At 64.5% G+C, this 19,116-nt stretch carries 19 protein-coding genes, 1 tRNA gene and 2 pseudogenes; 15 read left to right on the plus strand and 7 right to left on the minus strand.

Annotated features, from left to right (window positions below):
• Positions 1 to 84 precede the first annotated feature (84 nt).
• From C9E82_RS21980 to C9E82_RS25155, 3 genes are all read left to right on the plus strand, one after another.
• Positions 85 to 1,020 carry a phage tail tube protein gene (locus tag C9E82_RS21980; RefSeq protein ID WP_119900161.1) on the plus strand — a complete coding sequence of 312 codons (936 nt, stop codon included), beginning with the start codon at positions 85 to 87 and terminating at the stop codon, positions 1,018 to 1,020.
• Between the two features lie 2 nt (positions 1,021 to 1,022).
• Positions 1,023 to 1,373: a hypothetical protein gene (locus C9E82_RS21985; protein ID WP_338068127.1), complete on the plus strand. Its 351-nt coding sequence runs from the start codon at positions 1,023 to 1,025 to the stop codon at positions 1,371 to 1,373.
• 170 nt (positions 1,374 to 1,543) lie between these two features.
• Positions 1,544 to 1,699, plus strand: a complete 156-nt coding sequence (locus tag C9E82_RS25155; RefSeq protein WP_420849851.1) for a DUF7697 family protein — start codon at positions 1,544 to 1,546, stop codon at positions 1,697 to 1,699.
• On the opposite strand, the gene C9E82_RS21995 is transcribed toward C9E82_RS25155, so the two are convergent.
• Together C9E82_RS21995 and C9E82_RS22000 are read right to left on the minus strand one after the other, a co-directional pair.
• Positions 1,689 to 2,069 (minus strand): type II toxin-antitoxin system VapC family toxin, encoded by a 381-nt coding sequence (locus C9E82_RS21995; protein ID WP_119900148.1) that lies wholly within the window; start codon positions 2,067 to 2,069, stop codon positions 1,689 to 1,691. The two genes, C9E82_RS25155 and C9E82_RS21995, sit on opposite strands and share 11 nt — an antisense overlap.
• Positions 2,069 to 2,281, minus strand: a complete 213-nt coding sequence (locus C9E82_RS22000; RefSeq protein ID WP_119900149.1) for an AbrB/MazE/SpoVT family DNA-binding domain-containing protein — start codon at positions 2,279 to 2,281, stop codon at positions 2,069 to 2,071. Before C9E82_RS22000 ends, C9E82_RS21995 begins: the two co-directional genes overlap by 1 nt.
• Positions 2,282 to 2,352: 71 nt before the next feature.
• On the opposite strand from C9E82_RS22000, the gene C9E82_RS22005 reads away from it, so the two are divergent.
• The 10 genes and pseudogenes from C9E82_RS22005 to C9E82_RS22050 all read left to right on the plus strand — a co-directional run bounded on the left by C9E82_RS22005 (position 2,353) and on the right by C9E82_RS22050 (position 13,206).
• A complete protein-coding gene (locus tag C9E82_RS22005; protein ID WP_119900150.1) occupies positions 2,353 to 4,761 on the plus strand; it encodes a tape measure protein in 2,409 nt (802 codons plus the stop codon).
• On the plus strand, positions 4,761 to 5,387 hold the full coding sequence (locus C9E82_RS22010) for a DUF2460 domain-containing protein (RefSeq protein WP_119900151.1): 627 nt from the start codon (positions 4,761 to 4,763) through the stop codon (positions 5,385 to 5,387). Before C9E82_RS22005 ends, C9E82_RS22010 begins: the two co-directional genes overlap by 1 nt.
• Entirely contained in the window at positions 5,384 to 6,268 is an 885-nt protein-coding gene (locus C9E82_RS22015) for a DUF2163 domain-containing protein (protein ID WP_119900152.1), read from the plus strand. The genes C9E82_RS22010 and C9E82_RS22015 overlap by 4 nt, the downstream gene beginning before the upstream one ends.
• Positions 6,265 to 6,726 (plus strand): NlpC/P60 family protein, encoded by a 462-nt coding sequence (locus tag C9E82_RS22020; protein WP_119900153.1) that lies wholly within the window; start codon positions 6,265 to 6,267, stop codon positions 6,724 to 6,726. Before C9E82_RS22015 ends, C9E82_RS22020 begins: the two co-directional genes overlap by 4 nt.
• Before the next feature lie 3 nt (positions 6,727 to 6,729).
• Positions 6,730 to 8,571 (plus strand): annotated as a pseudogene (locus C9E82_RS25450) (baseplate multidomain protein megatron); the annotation flags it as partial.
• Positions 8,572 to 9,093: 522 nt separating this feature from the next.
• Positions 9,094 to 11,241 (plus strand): annotated as a pseudogene (locus C9E82_RS25455) (baseplate multidomain protein megatron); the annotation flags it as partial.
• A gap of 13 nt (positions 11,242 to 11,254) precedes the next feature.
• Positions 11,255 to 11,998: a DUF2793 domain-containing protein gene (locus C9E82_RS22035; protein WP_119900154.1), complete on the plus strand. Its 744-nt coding sequence runs from the start codon at positions 11,255 to 11,257 to the stop codon at positions 11,996 to 11,998.
• Positions 11,998 to 12,237 (plus strand): hypothetical protein, encoded by a 240-nt coding sequence (locus tag C9E82_RS22040; RefSeq protein ID WP_183154132.1) that lies wholly within the window; start codon positions 11,998 to 12,000, stop codon positions 12,235 to 12,237. Before C9E82_RS22035 ends, C9E82_RS22040 begins: the two co-directional genes overlap by 1 nt.
• A 64-nt stretch (positions 12,238 to 12,301) precedes the next feature.
• Positions 12,302 to 12,970, plus strand: a complete 669-nt coding sequence (locus C9E82_RS22045; protein ID WP_119900156.1) for a YcbK family protein — start codon at positions 12,302 to 12,304, stop codon at positions 12,968 to 12,970.
• A complete protein-coding gene (locus C9E82_RS22050) occupies positions 12,967 to 13,206 on the plus strand; it encodes a hypothetical protein (protein ID WP_240643638.1) in 240 nt (79 codons plus the stop codon). Before C9E82_RS22045 ends, C9E82_RS22050 begins: the two co-directional genes overlap by 4 nt.
• A 410-nt stretch (positions 13,207 to 13,616) precedes the next feature.
• Here C9E82_RS22050 and C9E82_RS22060 read toward each other — a convergent pair whose 3' ends face one another.
• From C9E82_RS22060 to C9E82_RS22070, 4 genes are read right to left on the minus strand one after another with little or no spacing between them, the layout of a single operon-like run.
• Entirely contained in the window at positions 13,617 to 14,552 is a 936-nt protein-coding gene (locus tag C9E82_RS22060; protein ID WP_119900157.1) for a plasmid partitioning protein RepB C-terminal domain-containing protein, read from the minus strand.
• Entirely contained in the window at positions 14,549 to 15,442 is an 894-nt protein-coding gene (locus C9E82_RS22065; RefSeq protein WP_119900158.1) for a plasmid partitioning protein RepB C-terminal domain-containing protein, read from the minus strand. The genes C9E82_RS22060 and C9E82_RS22065 overlap by 4 nt, the downstream gene beginning before the upstream one ends.
• Positions 15,436 to 15,678, minus strand: coding sequence for a hypothetical protein (locus tag C9E82_RS25340; protein ID WP_280524968.1), 243 nt, complete (start codon positions 15,676 to 15,678; stop codon positions 15,436 to 15,438). Before C9E82_RS25340 ends, C9E82_RS22065 begins: the two co-directional genes overlap by 7 nt.
• Positions 15,679 to 15,684: 6 nt before the next feature.
• On the minus strand, positions 15,685 to 17,013 hold the full coding sequence (locus tag C9E82_RS22070) for a recombinase family protein (RefSeq protein ID WP_280524969.1): 1,329 nt from the start codon (positions 17,011 to 17,013) through the stop codon (positions 15,685 to 15,687).
• Between the two features lie 125 nt (positions 17,014 to 17,138).
• On the opposite strand from C9E82_RS22070, the gene C9E82_RS22075 reads away from it, so the two are divergent.
• Positions 17,139 to 17,522: an XRE family transcriptional regulator gene (locus tag C9E82_RS22075; protein ID WP_119900159.1), complete on the plus strand. Its 384-nt coding sequence runs from the start codon at positions 17,139 to 17,141 to the stop codon at positions 17,520 to 17,522.
• 137 nt (positions 17,523 to 17,659) lie between these two features.
• The gene (locus C9E82_RS22080) at positions 17,660 to 18,832 is read left to right on the plus strand and encodes a Fic family protein (RefSeq protein WP_240643639.1); all 1,173 of its coding nucleotides are present in this window, start codon (positions 17,660 to 17,662) and stop codon (positions 18,830 to 18,832) included.
• Between the two features lie 157 nt (positions 18,833 to 18,989).
• Here C9E82_RS22080 and C9E82_RS22085 read toward each other — a convergent pair.
• Positions 18,990 to 19,066: transfer RNA gene (locus C9E82_RS22085), tRNA-Met, on the minus strand.
• Between the last annotated feature and the right edge of the window lie 50 nt (positions 19,067 to 19,116).

Consider the following 19,116-nt stretch of genomic DNA (forward strand, 5'->3'; position numbering starts at 1 on the left):
TCCACGCTGTAGATCCTCCCATCCTCCCTGCAGCCGCAGAAAGGGACAAAGGTGGACGACTTTTACGCCGCCCGCAGCAGCACCATGCCGCCGCTAACGTGGACTAATTTCGCACCGCCCTTCTCAGTCTACGGCACCTCGCCCGCCGGCGGTTACACCCGCATGCCCTTCGCGGCCTCCACGCTCAGCGCCGAGCAGCCGCTGCTGTCGTCGGAGCTGCTGGGCTATGGCCGCGATCCGCTCGCGCCGGTCAAGGACGCGATCACAGCGGATGGCGATCTGACCATCCCTATTGATGCCGAGGCGTTCGGCTTCTGGCTCAAGGCGGCGTTCGGCTCGCCGACCACCACCGGCACCTCGCCCGGCCCCTATACCCACACATTCCAATCCGGTAACTGGACCCTGCCCTCTATGGCGATCGAGACCGGCATGCCCGAGGTGCCGCGCTATGCGATGTATTCCGGCGTTATGGTCAACCAGCTCAGCTGGACCATGCAGCGGTCGGGGCTGCTGACCGCCAGTGCGCAACTGGTCGCGCAGGGCGAGACCGTCGCCAGCAGCTCGCAAGCCGGAACGCCCGCAGATATCGCACTCACCCGCTTCGAGCATTTCAACGGCGCCATCACCCGCAACGGCGTGGCGCTGGGCAATGTGATCTCGGCCCAGATCACCTATGCCAACAATCTCGACCGGATCGAGACCATCCGAAACGACGGCATGATTGACGGGGCCGACCCGACCATCGCCGCCCTGACCGGCCAGATAGAGGTTCGCTTTGCCGATATGGTGCTGATGAATCAGGCCATCGCCGGCGGGCCCTGCGAGTTGGAATTCGCCTATGCGCTGCCATCGGGTGAAAGCCTGACCGTCACCGCCCATGCCGTCTATCTGCCCCGCCCCCGTGTCGAGATCAGCGGCCCGCAGGGCATTCAGGCCAGCTTCGACTGGCAGGCGGCGCGCGCGTCCAGCCCGGCCCGCATGTGCACCATCACCCTTGTCAACGATATCGAGGAATACTGACCATGATCCGCCTGAATCTTTCGACCGAGCCGCGCTGGGTCGACCTGCTGCCCGGCCTGCGTCTCAAGGCAGCGCCCGTGACGACGGCCGTCATGGCCGCCGCCCGGGCCGATGTGAGCATGGAGGATATCGGCCCCGAGGCTGCCAAAGAGGAACTGGCGGTCGCGATGGCGCAAGCCGTGGCTGGCCGGGTCGTCACCGAATGGGAAGGTGTCGGCGACGAGGACGGCAATCCTATCCCGATCACCCCTGAAGGCATCCACGCGCTTCTGAACATCTGGCCGGTCTTCGAGGCGTTTCAGGATCAGGTTCTGGGGCCGCATCTGGTTTTGGAATCGGAAAAAAACGGCTGACCGCTCTCGCCGAATGGCATTTCGGCGGGGGCGATCGGTATTGCGAGGCCTGCCCGGCGCGCTGCGATGATTGCCCGGCGCGGCTGAACCAGCCCCAGACACATGAAGGCTGGCAGGTCTGGGATCTGGTCGGCCGGATCGGCGGGCAGACCCGAGCAATCCCCGGCGCTGTGCTGGGCTGGGACATGGGCGCGGCGCTGGAAATGGGCCGCGCCCTTGGCATTCCAACCATCGCCGTCGCTGAACTTCTGCCCGTGATCGAGGCGGTGATGATCCGAAAAACCAACGAGCAGATCGGAACGGAACAGGCGCAGCCTATGCTTTGACCTTTTCGATGACCGTCACCCCGGGCAGCCCGTCGAAATGCGCGTCACAGGTGATCAATGTGGCTCCGTTTCCCCGCGCGGTCGCATAGACGATGGCATCCGCCGTCGCCAGCCTGTGATTGCGGCAGGCTTCGGCCGCAGCAAGCGCAGTCTCGGTGTCCAGCGGCAGAACCACGCAAAGCTGGGTAAAGGCGATCACCTGATCGGCCTTGTCCTCGCCCACCTCACGGGTCAGCCATTTCGCCAGTTCCAGCTGCACCATGGTCGGCACCAGCCATTCAGCCTGATCCGGCAGATGCGGGGCCACCGCACGCCCGGTCGGGGAGTCGATCAGCCACTCGATCCAGGCCGAGGTATCGACCAGCCGCATCAGACGCGATCCGAGCGGTCGCGATAACCTTCCGCGGATGCGCCTTTGGCAATCCCGGCAAGGGCCGCGCGCTGCGGGACCGGCACCAGAAGAACCCCGGTTCCCTTCGGGATGAACGCAAAGGTCAACCCGGCCTCCCAGTGCTGCGCCGTGCGGATCGCCTTGGGAATCGAGATCTGGAACTTCGAGGACAAGGTCGCGGTCTGTGGCATGATCCTACCTTTATTCGTTCGATAGCTAAAACGTAAGAAACAGCGCCTCCGAAATCAAGGAACCTTCGTTCATGGCTGAGAAGAAAGTGTCCGTTCGGCTCGTCGCCGAGAACGGCCGGCAGGTCCGTGCCGAGCTGGAAGGCATCGGCGATGCCGGCGCGCGCAGTTTTCAGAAACTGTCCAAAGAGATCGATACCACTGGTGTCATGCTGCGCCGGCTGGCCGGGATCGCAGCCGGTGCGTTCAGCATCCGGCAGGTGGTGCAATATGCCGATACCTGGACCGATCTGCGCTCGCGCGTTGATCTGGCGACCGGATCGCAGGAAAAGGGCGCGGCCGTCATGGAGCGGCTGGCCGACATGGCGCGGCGCACCTATTCCAGCCTCGACCAGACAACAGAATCGTGGATCGCGAACAGCACCGCGCTGCGCGAATTGGGCCTGTCCACCACCGAGAGCCTCGATTTTACCGAGGCGCTGAACAACGCCATGGTCGTATCCGGCGCGCGGGCGGAACGGGCTGCATCCGTGCAATATGCGCTGTCGAAGGCCATGGCGACCGGCACCCTGCGCGGGGAGGAACTGAACCGGATTATCGAGAGCGGCGGCCGGCTGGCCGAACTGCTGGCGGCCGAACTCGGCACCACGGTTTCCGGTCTGCGTCAATTGGGACCACAAGGCGCAATCACCGGCGATGTGATCCGCACCGCGCTGGTCGGCAATCTGGAACTGCTGCGCGAGGAAGCCGACTCGATGCCGGCCACCATCGGCGATGCCTTCACCCTGATCGGAAACGCCGCTCTGCAACTGGTCGGTTCCTGGGACCAGCTTTTGGGCGCGTCCTCGACCGTCGCCGAGGTGCTGATCCTCGTTGCAGACAACCTCGAACGGCTCGCATCGATCGGGGTGGCGTTCGCCGGCTTCATGGCGGGGCGATGGGTCACGGCCTTTGTCGCCGCGCGGGTGGCAACCTTCAGCCTCGCCACCGCCCTGACCGCGCTGCGCGGTGCGCTGATCCGCACCGGCATTGGCGCGCTGATCGTGGCGGCGGGCGAGTTGATCTATCAGTTCTCGTCTCTGGTGAAGGCGGCCGGCGGGATCGGCACGGCGTTTCGCCTGCTTGGCGGTCTCGCTCGCGAGGTCGGCCAGCGTATCGGCACCGCGTTTCAGGCGGCTTTCGCGCTGCTGGGCGCAGCATGGGAAGGCTATCGCGCATTGGTGTTCACGGTCCTCGACGCCATCGTGAAAGGCGCGGTCACCGCCGTTGACCGTTATGTCGCGGTCTGGCTGGGCGGGTTTGAGGCCATCAAGGCAATCTGGGGCGCATTGCCCGATGCTATTGGGGATTTCGCGTTTCAGGCTGCGAACGGGCTGATCGCGGGCGTCGAGGCGATGCTGAACGGCGTCGTGACCCGCATCAACAATTTCATCGGCGGCATCAACAGCGCGCTCGCGATGCTGCCGGATTGGGCGGTCGGCGAGGGCGGCGCGCAGATCGGGCTTCTGGATCCGTTCAACCTCGGGCGGATCAATAACCCGTTTGAGGGCGGGGCCTCTGCTGCCGGAGCCTCTGCCGCCGATGCATTCAGCGAAGCGTTCGGCCGCACCTATGTCGAAGCCCTCGATCTGTTCGGGGGCTCGGCCGATCAGGCAAGCGCCGCTGCGGCCGGATATCTCGAAGCGGCTGGCGAACTGGCCGCTGCCACGGTTGCGCCGCTGGAAAGCTGGCAGGCGCTTCAGGATGCAGTCACAACCACGGGCGAGGATGGGGCCGACGCCTTGGACGATGCAGCCGGCGCTGCGGATCGCGTTGCCGGCGCGCTGGACAAGGCGGGCGGGGCCGCCGGGCGCGCGGGCGCGGCTGGCAAAAAGGCCGGGGCAGACACGAAGGCCGGGGCTGATGAGGCAAAACTCGGCTGGGATGCAGTCGCCGCCTCGCTCTCCGATTATGCCGACAAGGCCCGGAACATCGGCGGCGATATCGGCAGCGCCTTGGTCAACGCATTTCAGGGGGCCGAAAATGCGATCGGGGAATTTGTCAAAACCGGCAAAATGAACTTCCGCGATCTGGTCACCTCCATGCTGGCCGATCTGGCGAAGCTGGGCGCGCGGCGCTTCCTGCTTGGCCCGCTGGCCGGCGTCCTGTCCGGGTTCATGCCGGGCCTCGGCGGCCTGTCGGCCAGCATCCTGCATTCCGGCGGGATGGTCGGCAGCAGCGGGCCGAGCCGGCTGGTTCCGGCCATGGCCTTCGCCAATGCGCCCCGCATGCACAACGGCGGCTGGGCCGGGCTGCGTTCGGATGAGGTGCCGGCGATCCTGCAAAAAGGCGAGCGGGTGCTGTCTCGCCGCGAAGCCGCCGGATACGGCCAGGGCGTTACCGTCAATATCGCCGCCCGCGATGCAGAGTCGTTCCGCCAGTCCCGCGCACAGATCGGGGCCGATATTGCCCGCGCGGTCGCGATGGGCCGGAGAGGTATGTAATGGCGTTTCACGTTATCCGTTTTCCCGACAATATCAGCCGCGGCGCGCGGGGCGGGCCCGAACGGCGCACCCAGATTGTCGAACTGGCCTCGGGCGATGAGGAACGGAATGCAAGCTGGGCGAACAGCCGGCGGCGCTATGACGTGTCTTATGGCATCCGCCGCGCCGATGATCTGGCGGCCGTGGTTGCGTTCTTCGAGGCGCGCAACGGGCGGCTGCACGGGTTCCGGTTCAAGGATTGGTCGGATTACAAATCATGCGCCCCATCCGGCACGCCGACCGCGACAGATCAGGTGATCGGCACCGGCGACGGGACCGAGACGACGTTCCAGATCGCGAAACGCTACACCTCCGGGGCGCAATCATGGGCGCGGGTGATCACCAAGCCCGTCGCTGGATCGGTGCGGGTGGCGCTGGGCGGGGTCGAGCAGGCTGCGGGCTGGGTGATCGACGCTGCGACCGGCATCATCACATTCGACACCGCCCCCGGCGCAGGCATCGCCATCACCGCCGGTTTTGAATTTGACGTGCCGGTGAGATTCGACAGCGATGCGCTGGACGTGACCCTCGATATCGAGCGGCTCGGCTCGATCACCTCAATCCCGCTCGTGGAAATCCGCCGATGAAAACTCTATCCCCTGACCTGCAGGCGCACCTGGACGATGGCACGACCACGCTGGCCTGGTGCTGGCGGATCACCCGCGCCGATGGAATGACCCTCGGCTTTACCGATCACGACCGGGCGCTGGCCTTTGGCGGCACCGATTTCGAGCCGGAAAGCGGTCTGACCGCATCCGAGATCCGCGCCGGTTCCGATCTGTCGGTGGATTCGCAGGATGCCGAAGGCGCACTGACCTCGGATCGGATCACGGAGACCGATATCATCGACGGGCGCTGGGACAATGCGCTGGTCGAGGTCTGGCGGGTGAACTGGCAGGATCCCGGCCAGCGGGTGCTGATCCGTCGCGGTGCCATCGGTGAGTTGCGGCGTGGGCGGGCGTCATTCGTGGCCGAGGTTCGCTCCATGGCGCATGTTCTGGGCCAGACGCTGGGCCGGGTCTATCAGGGCACCTGTGACGCGGCGCTGGGCGATGCCCGTTGCGGCGTCAATCTCAACGACCCGGCCTATAGCGGCGCAGGCGTAGTGGAGGATCCCATCCGTGACCGGGCCTTCACCGCCTCCGGGCTGGGGGGCTTCGCCAATGGCTGGTTCGCCTTCGGGCATCTGGAATGGACCGCCGGCCCGAACGCGGGCCGCGCGGCCGAGATCATGCTGCACGAGATCGCATCTGGCGTCGTCACGATCACGCTTCTGGAAGCGCCGGTGCGCCCCTTGGCCGGCGGGGATACCTTCACGATCCGCGCGGGCTGCGACAAACGCGCGGAAACCTGCGCCACGAAGTTCTCCAATATCGTCAATTTCCGAGGCTTCCCGCATATTCCGGGCCAGGACACGGTGCTGCGTTACGCCTCGGCCGATGGCGGGCACGAAGGGGCAGTGCTGTGAGGGGTGCCGATCCGAAGCAGGTCATTGCCGCGGCGCGCGGCTGGCTGGGAACGCCGTATCACGATCAGGCCAGCGTCCGGGGCGTGGGCTGCGACTGCCTCGGCCTCGCCCGCGGCATCTGGCGCGAGGTGGTCGGGTCCGAGACCCTGCCGGTGCCGCCTTACAGCCGCGATTGGGGCGAGACCGGATCCCGCGAGGTGCTGGCCGACAGCGCGGCGCGGGTGATGATCCGCATCGACCCGGCGGCGGCCGGTCCCGGCGCGGTGGTCCTGTTCCGCATGCGCGCCGGGGCGATCGTCAAACATGTCGGGGTCCTGACAGGCGAGAGCAGCTTCATCCACAGCTATGAGCGGCTCGGCGTGATCGAGGAACCGCTGACTGCCGCATGGCGCAGGCGCATCGCCTTCGCCTTCCTGTTTCCGCGCCCGGCACCTGCCCCGCGCAAGAAGAAGTCCTGATCCATGGCAACCATTGTTCTCGGCGCGGTCGGCGCGTCCATCGGCGGCGGATTTGGCGGCGCGATCCTCGGCCTCAGCGGTGCGGCCATCGGCGGCATGATCGGCTCCGCTGTCGGATCCATGGTGGATAGTTGGATCGTCTCGGCACTGGCCCCCGGTCAGAAAATCGAGGGGCAGCGCATGGACAGCCTGCGCATGGTCTCGGCGACCGAGGGCGTCGTGATCCCGCGCCTCTATGGCCGAATGCGGCTGGGCGGCAATATCATCTGGGCGACCGATTTCCGCGAGGAATCCAGCACCACCCGCCAAGGTGGCGGCAAGGGCGGCGGGCCGAAGGTCACCACCACCGAATACACCTATTTCGCCAGCTTTGCCGTGGGATTGTGCGAGGGACCGATCACCGGCATCGGTCGCATCTGGGCCGATGGCGAGGTGGTCGATCTCAGCGACCTGACATGGCGCTGGTATTCGGGCGACGAAGCCCAGATGCAGGATCCCTTCGTCGAGGCAAAGATGGGCGCGGGCCATGCGCCGGCCTATCGGGGCACCGCCTATGTCGTGTTCGAGGAATTGCCGCTTTCGCGCTTCGGCAACCGCCTGCCGCAGCTTTCCTTCGAGGTGTTCCGGCCGCTGGCCGATGATGACACCGCCGAGGGTCTCGTGCCCGCGGTGACGATCATTCCGGCCTCCGGCGAGTTCGCCTATGCCACCAGCACCGTGCGCAAGGGCGGGGGCGGAGGCGACAGCGCGGCAGAGAACGTGAACGCGATGGCCGGCAGCGCCGATATGGCGGTTTCGCTGGATCGGCTGGAATCCATGGTGCCGTCGGTCGAGAGCGCCTCGCTGGTCGTGTCGTGGTTCGGCGATGATCTGCGCGCCGGGCAATGCACGATCCGTCCGAAGGTCGAAATGGCCGAGAAAGCCACCACGCCGGAATGGCGCGTGAACGGGATCGGACGCGGCGCGGCGCAAGTGGTCAGCCATCAGGACGGCAAGCCCGTCTATGGCGGAACCCCGGCAGATTTTTCGGTTGTCGAGGCGATCCGCGACATGAAGGCGCACGGGCTTCGGGTCACCTTCTATCCCTTCCTGATGATGGACATTCCGGCCGGCAACGCCCTGCCGGATCCCTACAGCGACAACGCCGCGAATATCGGCCAGCCGGTGCTACCCTGGCGGGGGCGGCTTACCTGCTCGCCGGCCGCCGGGTTTGCGGGCAGCGTGGACAAGACCGCCGCTGCTGCCGCGCAGGTTGCCGCCTTCTTCGGCAATGCGCAGCCCTCAGATTTTACGGTCAGCGACGACGCCGTGAAATGGACCGGCCCGGCTGGCGATTGGGGTTTCCGGCGCATGATCCTGCATTACGCACACCTCTGCTCCGCAGCCGGAGGCGTGGACGCCTTCCTGATCGGCTCCGAAATGCGCGGGCTGACGCAAATCAGGTCCGGGGCCGCGACCTATCCGGCGGTTGCCGCGTTCCAATCGCTGGCCGCTGCCGTGCGCACGATCCTCGGGCCGGGCACGAAGATCAGCTATGCCGCCGACTGGTCGGAATATTTCGGGCACCATCCGCAGGACGGCAGCGGCCACGTGCTCTTTCACCTCGACCCGCTCTGGGCGGATGCCAATGTCGATTTCATCGGCATCGACAATTACATGCCGCTCAGCGACTGGCGCGACGGCTGGGATCATGCGGACGCACAGGTCTGGCCCTCGATCTACGACCGCGCCTATCTGCAGAGCAACATTGCCGGCGGCGAGGGGTTTGACTGGCTCTATGCCAGCGAGGCCGACCGGATCAGCCAGACGCGGACACCGATCACGGACTCGATCACGGCTGTTCCGTCATATGAGGCCGTAACGGCCCTGCCGGCCGGGTCTCCGGATCTGACCGTTGCTCCAAACTGGACCGGCGCGGTGGGCGTGGGCATTCGCAGCGCGTCGATCACGCTCTCTTGCCGGGTGCAGTTCCCTTCGGTGATCACCGACGGGCTGATCTTCGAGATTGGGTGGGCGCAGGGATGTTGGCTGGGCGTCAGAGCCGGGGTGCTGCGCTGGCTGATTCTGCGCGTCCAGGATGGCGAAATACAGCATGTTGATTATTCTGTGGCTGGCCTTCGCGGTCAGGCAGCAGATATCGTCGCTGTCCTCGATTACGCTGCGGCCGAGATCTGGCTGGCCGTTGATGGCGCGGTCGTTGCCCGCACCGCTTTCAGCAGCGCGCTCGCCGGCAACTGGTCGAATAATGGCGGCGCAGGCTATGGCGTCCATAACGGGCTGAACTTTGCTGGTGGCCTGGTGTCGCCGTCTCCATGGCCAGGCAGCTTGATCACCGACTTGTCGCTCTGGTCTGGTGCGGTCCCGAGCACCGCAATGACCAGCCCGATCGTCCCGAAGGATTGGGTCTGGCGCTTCAAGGATATCCGCGCTTGGTGGTCAAACCCGCACCACAACCGCCCCGGCGGCAGCGAGGCCGCATCGCCGACCGCATGGGTGCCGCAGTCAAAGCCGATCTGGTTCACCGAACTCGGCTGCCCGGCGGTCGATCGCGGCACCAATCAGCCCAACGTGTTCTATGACCCGAAATCTTCGGAATCGTTCTTCCCGCACTTCTCGCGCGGCTGGCGCGACGATGCGATCCAGCGGGCCTATCTTGAGGCGACCTATCTGTTCTGGCGCGATCCGGCGAACAATCCGGTCTCGACCGAATATGCCGGGCGCATGGTGAACGTGTCGGAATGCGCCGCCTGGACCTGGGATGCGCGGCCCTATCCGTTCTTTCCCGAACTCTCCGATCTCTGGGCCGATGGCGAGAACTGGCGGTTGGGGCATTGGCTGACCGGCCGGCTGGGCGCGGTGTCACTGGCGGCGCTGGTGCGGCACCTCTGCCGGCGCGCTGGCCTGCCGGATGCGTGGATAGACACCTCCGGCCTGACCGGCGCGGTGGATGGCTATGTAATCTCGGCGCTGGAAGCACCCCGGACCTCGATCACCATGCTGGCCCGGCATTTCGGCTTTGATGCGGTCGAGAGCGAGGGCCGGATCCGCTTTGTGATGCGGGGTAGCGCGCCGGTGGCGTTGATCGCCCCCGATGCCATGGTGTCCGCCGGCTCGGGCGATGTGATGGACCTGACGCGGGGGCAGGAAACCGAACTGCCGCAGGCGCTCAAATGGCAGGTGGCGCGGGCCGACGAGGATTATGACGGGATCACGGTCGAAGCCCGGCGCATCACGCCTCAAAGCAGCCGGGTGTCATCCGACAGCTTCCCCATGGCGGTGCCGCCCGAGGAAGCCGACCGGCGCTGCCGCCGGGCGCTGATGGAGGCATGGGTCGGCCGCGAGACCGGATCCTTCCGACTGCCGCCCTCGATGCTGGCGCTGGACCCAGCCGATGTGATCCTGCTCGATCATGATGGCCGGCTGGCCGAAATGCGCATCCTGACCGCATCGGATGCCGAGGCGCGCGGCATCGAGACCATCCGCCAGGACCGCGCCGCCTATGATCTGCCGCCGGGCAGCCCCCGCGCCGCGCATCTGGCCCGGCCGGTGGTGTTCGGCGCGCCGCTGGCCCTGATCATGGACCTGCCGCAACTGCGCGAGAATCACGCGCCGCACCACCCACTGATCGCCGCCCATGCGCGACCGTGGCCCGGCCAGATGGCGGTATATCGCAGCCCCGAGGATTCGGGCTTCGAGTTGCTGACCACGTTCAGCAGCCGGGCGCGCATCGGCGCGCTGACAGCAGACCTCCATGCCGGCCCGACCTCGCGTTTCGATCATGGCAACTCGGTCTATCTGGAACTGCTGACCGGGACGCTGGAAAGCGTGACCGACCTGCGCCTGTTTGGCGGCGAGAACGCCCTTGCCATCGAGCAGCCGGGCGGGGCCTGGGAGATCCTGCAATTCGGCGCGGCCGAACTGCTGGCGCCCGGCCGCTATCGCCTGTCGCGGCTGCTGCGCGGCCAGCGGGGCACAGAGGCCGACATGGCCCCCATGGTGCCGACCGGCGCGCGGGTGGTGGTGCTGGACGCGGCGCTGGCCCCGTTGCCGGTCAATGAGGCCGATCTGGGCCTGCCGTGGAACTGGCACATCGGCCCGGCGGCAAAGCCCGTCAGCGACGACAGCTATACCGCCCTGCCCTTCACCCCGCGCGGCGTCGGGCTGCGGCCGTTCTCGGCGGTCCATGTCGAACAGCCATGGCGCAGATCACGCAGCCCCGGCGATCTGACGATCCGCTGGCTGCGGCGCGACCGATCCTTGGCCGCCGATAACTGGAACGCGGTCGAGGTGCCCATGAGTGAGGCAAACGAAGCGTGGCAGGTCGATATTCTTGATGGGGCAGGTGTCAAGAGATCCTTGACCACTGCGACCAACGCCGCCGTTTACACCGCCGCGCAGCAGGTTGCCGATTGGGGCGCGCTGCTCGGCCCCGGCGCATCGCTCACCATCAGCATTGCCCAGATCGGGCAGGCGTTCGGCGTGGGCGCGGCCCCCGTCACCACTCTCTGGTTCTAAGCAGGAGACCTCCATGCCTGACACAACAGCGCACCTCGCGCTGCCCTTCATCATGGCCGCACAGGCGCAAAAACATGTGACCCATAACGAGGCGCTACGGCTGCTGGACGGGATCGTGCAGCTTGCGGTTCTGGATCGCGACCGGGCCGCACCGCCCGCCAGCCCAGCCGAAGGCGACCGTTACATTCTGGCCAGTGGCGCAACAGGCGCATGGGCCGGCTGGGACGGCAGCGTGGCCTATTGGATCGACGGCACATGGATGCGGATCCTGCCTGCGCCCGGCTGGCTGGCCTGGATCGAGGCTGAGGCGCAGCTTGTGGTCTGGACCGGCAGCACCTGGCTCCCGGTGGTCGATGCCATGGGCTTCATCGCGCAAGCCGCTACCGTCGCCGTGGCGCGGGAAGCAAACGGCGCCAGCACCGGCATGGCGGTGCGGGAGGAAACCCTGACCGGGCTTTCCGGGGCCTCGGTCGACAGCAGCATCCAGATCCCCAACCGCGCCATCGTGCTCGGCGTCTCGGCCCGCACCGTCACCGCCGTGCTGGGCGCCAGTTCCTATGATTGCGGCATCGCCGGCGAGGTCTCGAAGTTCGGCGGCTCGCTTGGCGTCGCCGTCGGCAGCAGCAATATCGGCGTTATCGGCCCGACCGCCTTCTATGCCGACACACCCGTGCGTCTAACTGCGAATGGCGGCGCTTTCACCGGCGGATCGGTGCGCATCGCCATCCATTACGTGACCTGCGGGGCACCCGCATGATGGACACGATCCGCGAATGGTGGGGCGCGATCATGGCGGCGACCGGTCTCGGCGTCTGGCTGATCCGCCTCGAAGGGGCCAGCAAGACGGCGCTGCGCGAAGTCGAACGGCTGGAAAAGCAGCTTGATGCCGACCGCAAGGCCATCTCCGAGACCCGCCGCGAACAGAACGAGATGCTGCGCGAGATGCGCGCCGACATCAAACGCCTGCTGGAACGCAGCAGCAGTCCGCGGGACTGACCGCCACCCGACCCGATCAGCCCCACCCCGCCATCGCGCGGGTTTTTTCTTTTGGAGAGACATCATGAGTTTCTATCAGCAATGGCAAAATGTTCCGGCGAATGCATGGCGCTGGCCGAACTTCTCGCCGGCCGAGATCGCCTGCCGCGGTACCGGCAAACTGCGCGTGAACGCGGATGCCCTTGATCGGCTGCAGGAGCTGCGCGTGACCTTGGGCAAACCCCTGATCGTGAATTCGGCCTATCGCAGCCCCGAACACAACCAGCGCGTCGGCGGGGCGAAGGCATCGAAACACCTCGACGGCACCGCCTTCGATATCTCGATGGCAAACCATGATCCGGTCGCTTTCATCGCTGCCGCCCGCAAGGCCGGGTTCAAGGGCATTGGCACCTATCCCCGCTCCAACTTCGTCCATATCGACACCGGCGCCGCCCGGACGTGGGGCGAGCCCTTCCCCGCTCGACCGTCGCGATTTGCGACCGATCAAGCCCCGGCGCGCGAGCACCTGGCCGACAGCCGCACCATCAAGGCCAGCGGCGCAGCCGGCATCGGCACCATCGGCGCGGCGGGCGTCGAGGTCGCCCAGCAGGCACTGGCCGAGGCACAGGGCGTGATCCTGCCCTTGATGCCGTATCTCGACAGCCTGCGCTGGTTGTTCATCGCCCTCGCGCTCGGCGGGGTCGCGGTGACGATCTACGCCCGACTGGACGACTGGAAGCGGGGGCGGCGGTGATTGCCGTTCTCGCTTCGCTCTGGCGGCGGGTGCTGCCCTGGCTCACGCTCGCCGCCGCTATCCTGCTCTTCGTTGTCGGCGCGCGCCGCCGCGGCGAGCAAGCAGGGCGCGCGGCCGAGCGGTTGGAAAAACTCGAAAGGACCAATCATGCGCGTCAAAGGATGCTGGAAGCCGGGGCTGATCGCCCTCGGAACCGTGACGATTTTGTCGAGCGGCTGCGCAAGGGCGGTTTCTGACCACGCCGCCTGCCCGCCCGTGGTCGAATATCCGGCCGAGTTCCAGCGGCGGGCAGCGGCAGAGGTCCCGGCACTGCCGGCCGGATCGGCGCTCGAGACCATGCTGGCCGATTACCACGTCATGCGACGCCAAGCAGCGGCGTGCAGGTGAAGGTTGCCTTCGGGCGCGCTGCCCCTCGACTGGCATCCCAAATCCAAGCCGATCGGCAGCGCACCCGTCAAACATCGCAAGTGTCCAGTCTCACGGCACACCTGCGCGGTCGGCAATATATGGGCCGACCATGGTGGGCTCCGAGCGGGTTCGCCGCCATCCCCACCGCCGCACTCGATCCGGCCCACAGTCCGGCGTCTCCTGCGGTCCCCGCGCTTGTCGGGTCCGGGTCCCCATTGTCAGCGAGCGTCCAAGCCCGCTATTCCTCTGCTTCGCCCAGGCCCTCCGAAGACGGTCCCGGTTGGTTCAGGCCCGCCACGATCTGACGAAGCTCACCGAGGATTTCTCCGTGGTGCTTTTCTAGATAGCGAACGAGACGATCGTTCGTGAAGAGCCGTTCGACATAGCGACCCGCCACGACAAGACGCAGGTGATCGGGGCCAAGCGTTCCCTCGATCAGCTTGATATTCTTTTGTAGGCTCGCCATTTCCGCCTTCATCCGCTCGGCTTGCTCACGGGTGACGCCGACAGGCTCCTTCTTCGAGGCCGGATCGACAAGGTCGGCGGCATCGGTCGCGGCCAAGATGGCTTCGGTATAGGCCACCGTGTAATTGTTCGCGGCAATCATCAGTTCGGCCGCCTGAATCTGGCGCAAGGGCTTCATCTTGCGCAGGGACCGGAAACTGTTGACCGGACAGTGTTTGGCCTTCAGGAGTTCCGTCACCTCGGGGCAGATACCGTTCAAAAGGGTCCGCTTTCGCCGGATCAGCGCCACATCCACATTCAGGGCAGCAGCGATACGGGCCTCCGGCACGCCGCGCTCGATGGCACGCAGGATCATCTTGTGCTCCTGAATGGTGGCGAGACGGCTGATGCGTTTGTTGTAGGTAAAGGACTCGTCGTCGGTAGCGACCAGGCAGGTGACGACATCCGCGGCCATTTCCTTCAGGACGTGCAGCCGGACGTGGCCGTCGAGCAGGATGAACGTGCCGTCCTGACCAGGAGCGCGCGCAACCACGAGCGGTTCGATCAAGCCGGCCTCGCGGATCGATGCGGCGATCTGCGCATATTTCTGGCTCTTGGGAACCGTAATCGGCAGTTGCTTGACCGGCAGGATGGCAGCAACCGGAATCTGTTGCAGGACTCGCTCGAATCCCGGCCCCTTGGGCGGGGGCATTTTGTCCATATGTGTCATGTCCGTGGTTCCTTCAGCCCCTCGACCACCATGCGCGGCAGGGAATCGAGTCCCTCGGCGCGAAGCAGGGTCAGAAAATTCTCATCGTTGAGCAGGGACTGAAACGCCGCGTCAAGAAACAGCAGGCTGCCGCGCGTCGACTGCGCCCTGCGGATCATGTCCTGCTGGCGCTCTGCCTCGATACGATAGGCCCGGACCAGCGCCGCCGATGTCATCCGCACCCCGGATCGCTTGGTGCGTGTGCCGCCTTTTTTCTTGCCATGCCGGTGGCGTAGTTCCACCAGCCGCCGCGCTTCCAGCAGCTTCTTGCCCCGCAACTCACCGGAGGTATAGGCCGCCTCGAGCGCGTTCTGCACATCCTTCTCTTCCGCCCGGGTGATATAGAGCGCGACGCTGAGGGGCATCTGGCCGGTCTCGACCGCGATCAGCAGTCGTTCCTCACCATTGGCAATCAACTCGCCGATTTCGTGGACATAGGACTGTGACAATCCTGTCTTTTCGGCAATCTGGATATCCGAATATCCCCGGTCGCGAAGAACCACGATGTCCTGCATGAGTTCCAGCGGTCGTTGCTGGCGGCGGGCAATGTTCTCGATCACGCTGCGCAGTAGCCGTTCGACCTCGTTCGCGTCCACGACGATGGCCGGGATGTGAGTTTCGCCGAGAGCCACATAGGCCTCCATCCGCCCCTGACCGCAGACCAGGCGCCAGGCACCCCCTGTCGCGGTGTCATCCCGAGCGACGGTGATCGGCTTCTTCAGCCCCACCTTGCCGATACTGTCCACCAGCGCGCGAAAGGTCTTTTCAGATCGCTCGCGCGGATTTTCCACGGTGATGGCGGCAATGGGGATGATCTGCACTTCACCGTTGGTTTCGGTTTCGTTCACCATGGCGCCACCTCAGAAACCGGCACGCGGCGGGCCATGTCGAAAAAGAAATCCAGCGTCTCGAAGCGGAAGGCGTCCAGCATCAGGCCATTCTCCTCTGCAAGCCCCAGAGGTTTGCTCCGCATCTCGAACTGGGGCAGCAGATAGTAATCGAGCGCGTCGGTATTTGTGCGGCCCATCCGGATGGCGATGATGATGTCTGGCGCGAGGCCGGCATCAAAACGAATCTTCCAGCGCAAGCCGCCTCAGGACGTTTCGCGACAGCGGGCGACGACAACGGATGCTTTGAATTCGCCGTTGATCGTCAGCAGGTCCGTCGCAGGATTTCTGACCACAGCACCACCAAGCCGGGTGATCTCGTGGATCACGCGCTCAACCTCGATGCCGTGAAATTGCCGCAACAGGCGGTTGGCTTCGATGTAGCGATAGTCGCGATCCGGGGTGAACCCGACAAGGGAATAGGCCCTGAGCAGGCTGCCGAAGCGATGGGCATAGGCGCCGCTGGAGGGCATGCCGTCGGCCTCGTCGATCACCAGCCCCGAAATGTAGCCATGGCGCTGGAAGAGCCGGGTGAGCCGATCCAGCATCTCGTCGTCGGAAAAGCGGCGGTTGCGCACTGCGATGATCGCCTGCACCTTCTGGAACTTCTTGGGTTCGACGATGGCCTCGAAAGCGCCATTCGAACGAATCCACATCTCCGGGCCGTTGACGACACGTTTGCGCTTCAGCTTGAAGGAGCGGCGGTTGTAGACGTTGTTGCCGATGTATTTCTCATTGGTCAGGATCTGGTGCACCGTCGCACGTATCCATGTCCGGCCGAGGTCGGTCTGAATACCGCGCTCGTTCAACTCGGCCGCGATTTCGCTTTCCGACCGGCCCTGCGTCAGGAACCGGGTGTAGATCCAGCGCACAGTCTGAACCTCCTCGTCTGGTCCGGGAACAAGGACGACGCGATCTGTCTGAAGGCTCTTGTGCTCACCGCGCTTCAGCTCGGCCTTCACCTCGCCACGTTCATTGAGCAGGGCGCGGCGCAACCCGAAACCGGCCGGTCCTCCCTGACGATAACCGAGTTCAATCAGGCGGCATTGACCTGCAAAGACCTTGACCGACAACTCGCGGCTGTATTCTCCAGCCATGGCACGCTTGACGCTCTTGATGATGGTCGAATTGGGTGATCCGTCGTTTTCGAATTGTTCCGCGCAATATGCGACTTGCATCCCCGCCTTGCGGCAGCGGTATTCATAATAGGCCGACTCGTCCGTGTCCTGAAATCTCCCCCAGCGTGTGACGTCATAGACGAGGATCACGTTGAATTCGGCTACGCCGGATTCAACGTCGGAAATCATCTGTTGCAAGGCCATCCTGCCGCCGATGATCAGTCCGCTTTTCGCATCATCCGAATAAGTTTTGACAATTTTGATCCCGCGCCGCTCGGCGTATTCGCGAATGGTCTGTACCTGGTTCTGGGTTGAATACTGCTGATGCTCGGTCGACATCCGGACATATTCCGCAGCAAACAGTTGCTCAGGCACATCCGCCAGTTCTCCGGTTGAAGGTGTCTTTGCCCGAGCCACGCCCGCCTCCCGATCAAATCACGCAGGCAGCGGTGAACGAATGGCCCCACATCGTCCGTGTGGGCGCTGATACGAACTGCCGCTTTGCTGTCCTTTCCACCTGATTATCGGAAAGGACCGTGGCAATGCGGGCGAAGATGGGCACAATTGTGCCGAAAAAGGGCACAGCTGTGCAGATCGAAGCGGCTCAAGCCCGGTATCGCGAGGCTGTCGCTGCTGCCCTCCGCACAGAACTGGGCCAGACCCACCAAGCCATCAAGACAGCGATGCGCTGGACAGGCGCAAGCGAACGCGCCGTAAAATACTGGCTCTCCGGAGAACGGGGACCAAGCGGCGAGCATCTGATCGCGCTGGCGCAACATTCCGACATGGTGCTGGTGACCATTCTGGCCATGGCTGATCGGCTGACGGATGGCCAGCACAGAGGTGCAGGTTGCCCCGATCGGCTTCTCGTGTTGCAAATCCCCGGACAGAAACAGAAATCGTCAGAGGATCTGCAATGCCGATGATGACGGAACCCCTTTGGCACCAGCTTGGCCCCCGGTCTCGTCGCCAAACCTGCTTGATAGTTGCCCGCTGACAGCAATCCCGCTTGATGGCGGTATTTGCACTTATTCTGTTGCCAACACCCTTAGGTGTGACTAGCTTGGCATCAATCTTCCTTGGCGACAGAATCGGCACAAATATGGCCATCAACCCCTATGATCTGACAGACGCAGTGACCTATCATGCCGGCGCCTTTCCCCCCGCCACACTTGATTACGAGGCTGTTCTTGGGCCGCTGGAGGAAGCTGCAACCTCTCTGGCACGATACGATACCAAGATGTCGGGCATGGTGAACGGCGAGTTGTTCCTCACACCCCTGCGGCGTCAGGACGCCGTCACTTCGTCCCGAATGGAGGGAACGATTTCGACCATCGAGGAACTCTACCGCCTGGAGGCAGAAGAGGACGCGGGTAGCGCCGATCCCTACCGGGAAGCGCGCAATGACGATATCGAGACCTACCTCTATTCCCGCGCCCTCCGGAATGCCCAGCAAGCGCTCGCCGAGGGCGCACCGCTTGGTGAACATCTGATCAGAACCGCACACCAGCAGCTTCTTTCCTTCGGTCGTGGAGCCCGGAAAAGGCCCGGCAGCTACAAGATCGAACAGAACTATATCGGGGATGAGAAGCGCGGAAAAATTCATTATGTGCCGATCGCACCAGAGCATCTGGCGCCCGCGATGACCGATCTGGTCCGGTTCATAAACGAAAGCGCGATGCGCCCTCTGATCCGCACAGCCATCGCGCATGTGGAGTTCGAGGCCCTGCATCCCTTCGAGGACGGCAATGGTCGGATCGGCCGGATGCTGATCACGCTGATGCTGTGGAAGCTCGGCGTCCTGAGCCAGCCAAACTTCTTCGTGTCAGGTTATTTTGAGGCCAACAAGGACGAGTATATCGAACGGATGCGCGCCGTCTCGGCGACAGGCGACTGGACCGGCTGGGTGGTCTTCTTCCTCCAGGCGATGCACGAGCAGGCCACGGTCAACATCCAGACCGCCGATGCGATTTTCCATCTCCACACCGAGATGCGGGAGCGGTTCCGCGAGGTGCTGAATTCGCAGTTCCATGACCAGGCGCTGGATTTCGTGTTCGCAAGCCCGGTGTTCCGCAACGACCGTTTCGTGGATCGGTCGGGGATTCCGGCATCTTCGGCACGTGCCCTGTCGAGGCGGCTTGTCGAGGCTGGCCTCCTGCGCACCATGGAGCCAGCAGCGGGTCGTCGAGCTGCGCTTTACGCGTTTGATCCCCTCCTCGACCTGCTGAAGGTCTGATGGGGTCATTCCACGCCGCCCGCTACCCTTGAATGTCAGCGGTTGCCGACGGATGCGGTTTTTCGTGCCGGGTGTTGATGTGGCGTTGATGTAAACTGGAAACGCAAAGAGCCCCGCAATTATGCGGGGCGTATTGCTTTGTATTTATTGTATTTTCTGGTTGCGGGGGCAGGATTTGAACCTGCGACCTTCAGGTTATGAGCCTGACGAGCTACCGGGCTGCTCTACCCCGCGCCGATCTGCATCGCGTGGTTTGCGGTGCGGTATTTTCTCGTATCAGAGAG

Origin of the sequence: Paracoccus sigandri (assembly GCF_003709565.1) — a bacterium.
GTDB classification, from domain to species: Bacteria; Pseudomonadota; Alphaproteobacteria; order Rhodobacterales; family Rhodobacteraceae; genus Paracoccus; species Paracoccus siganidrum.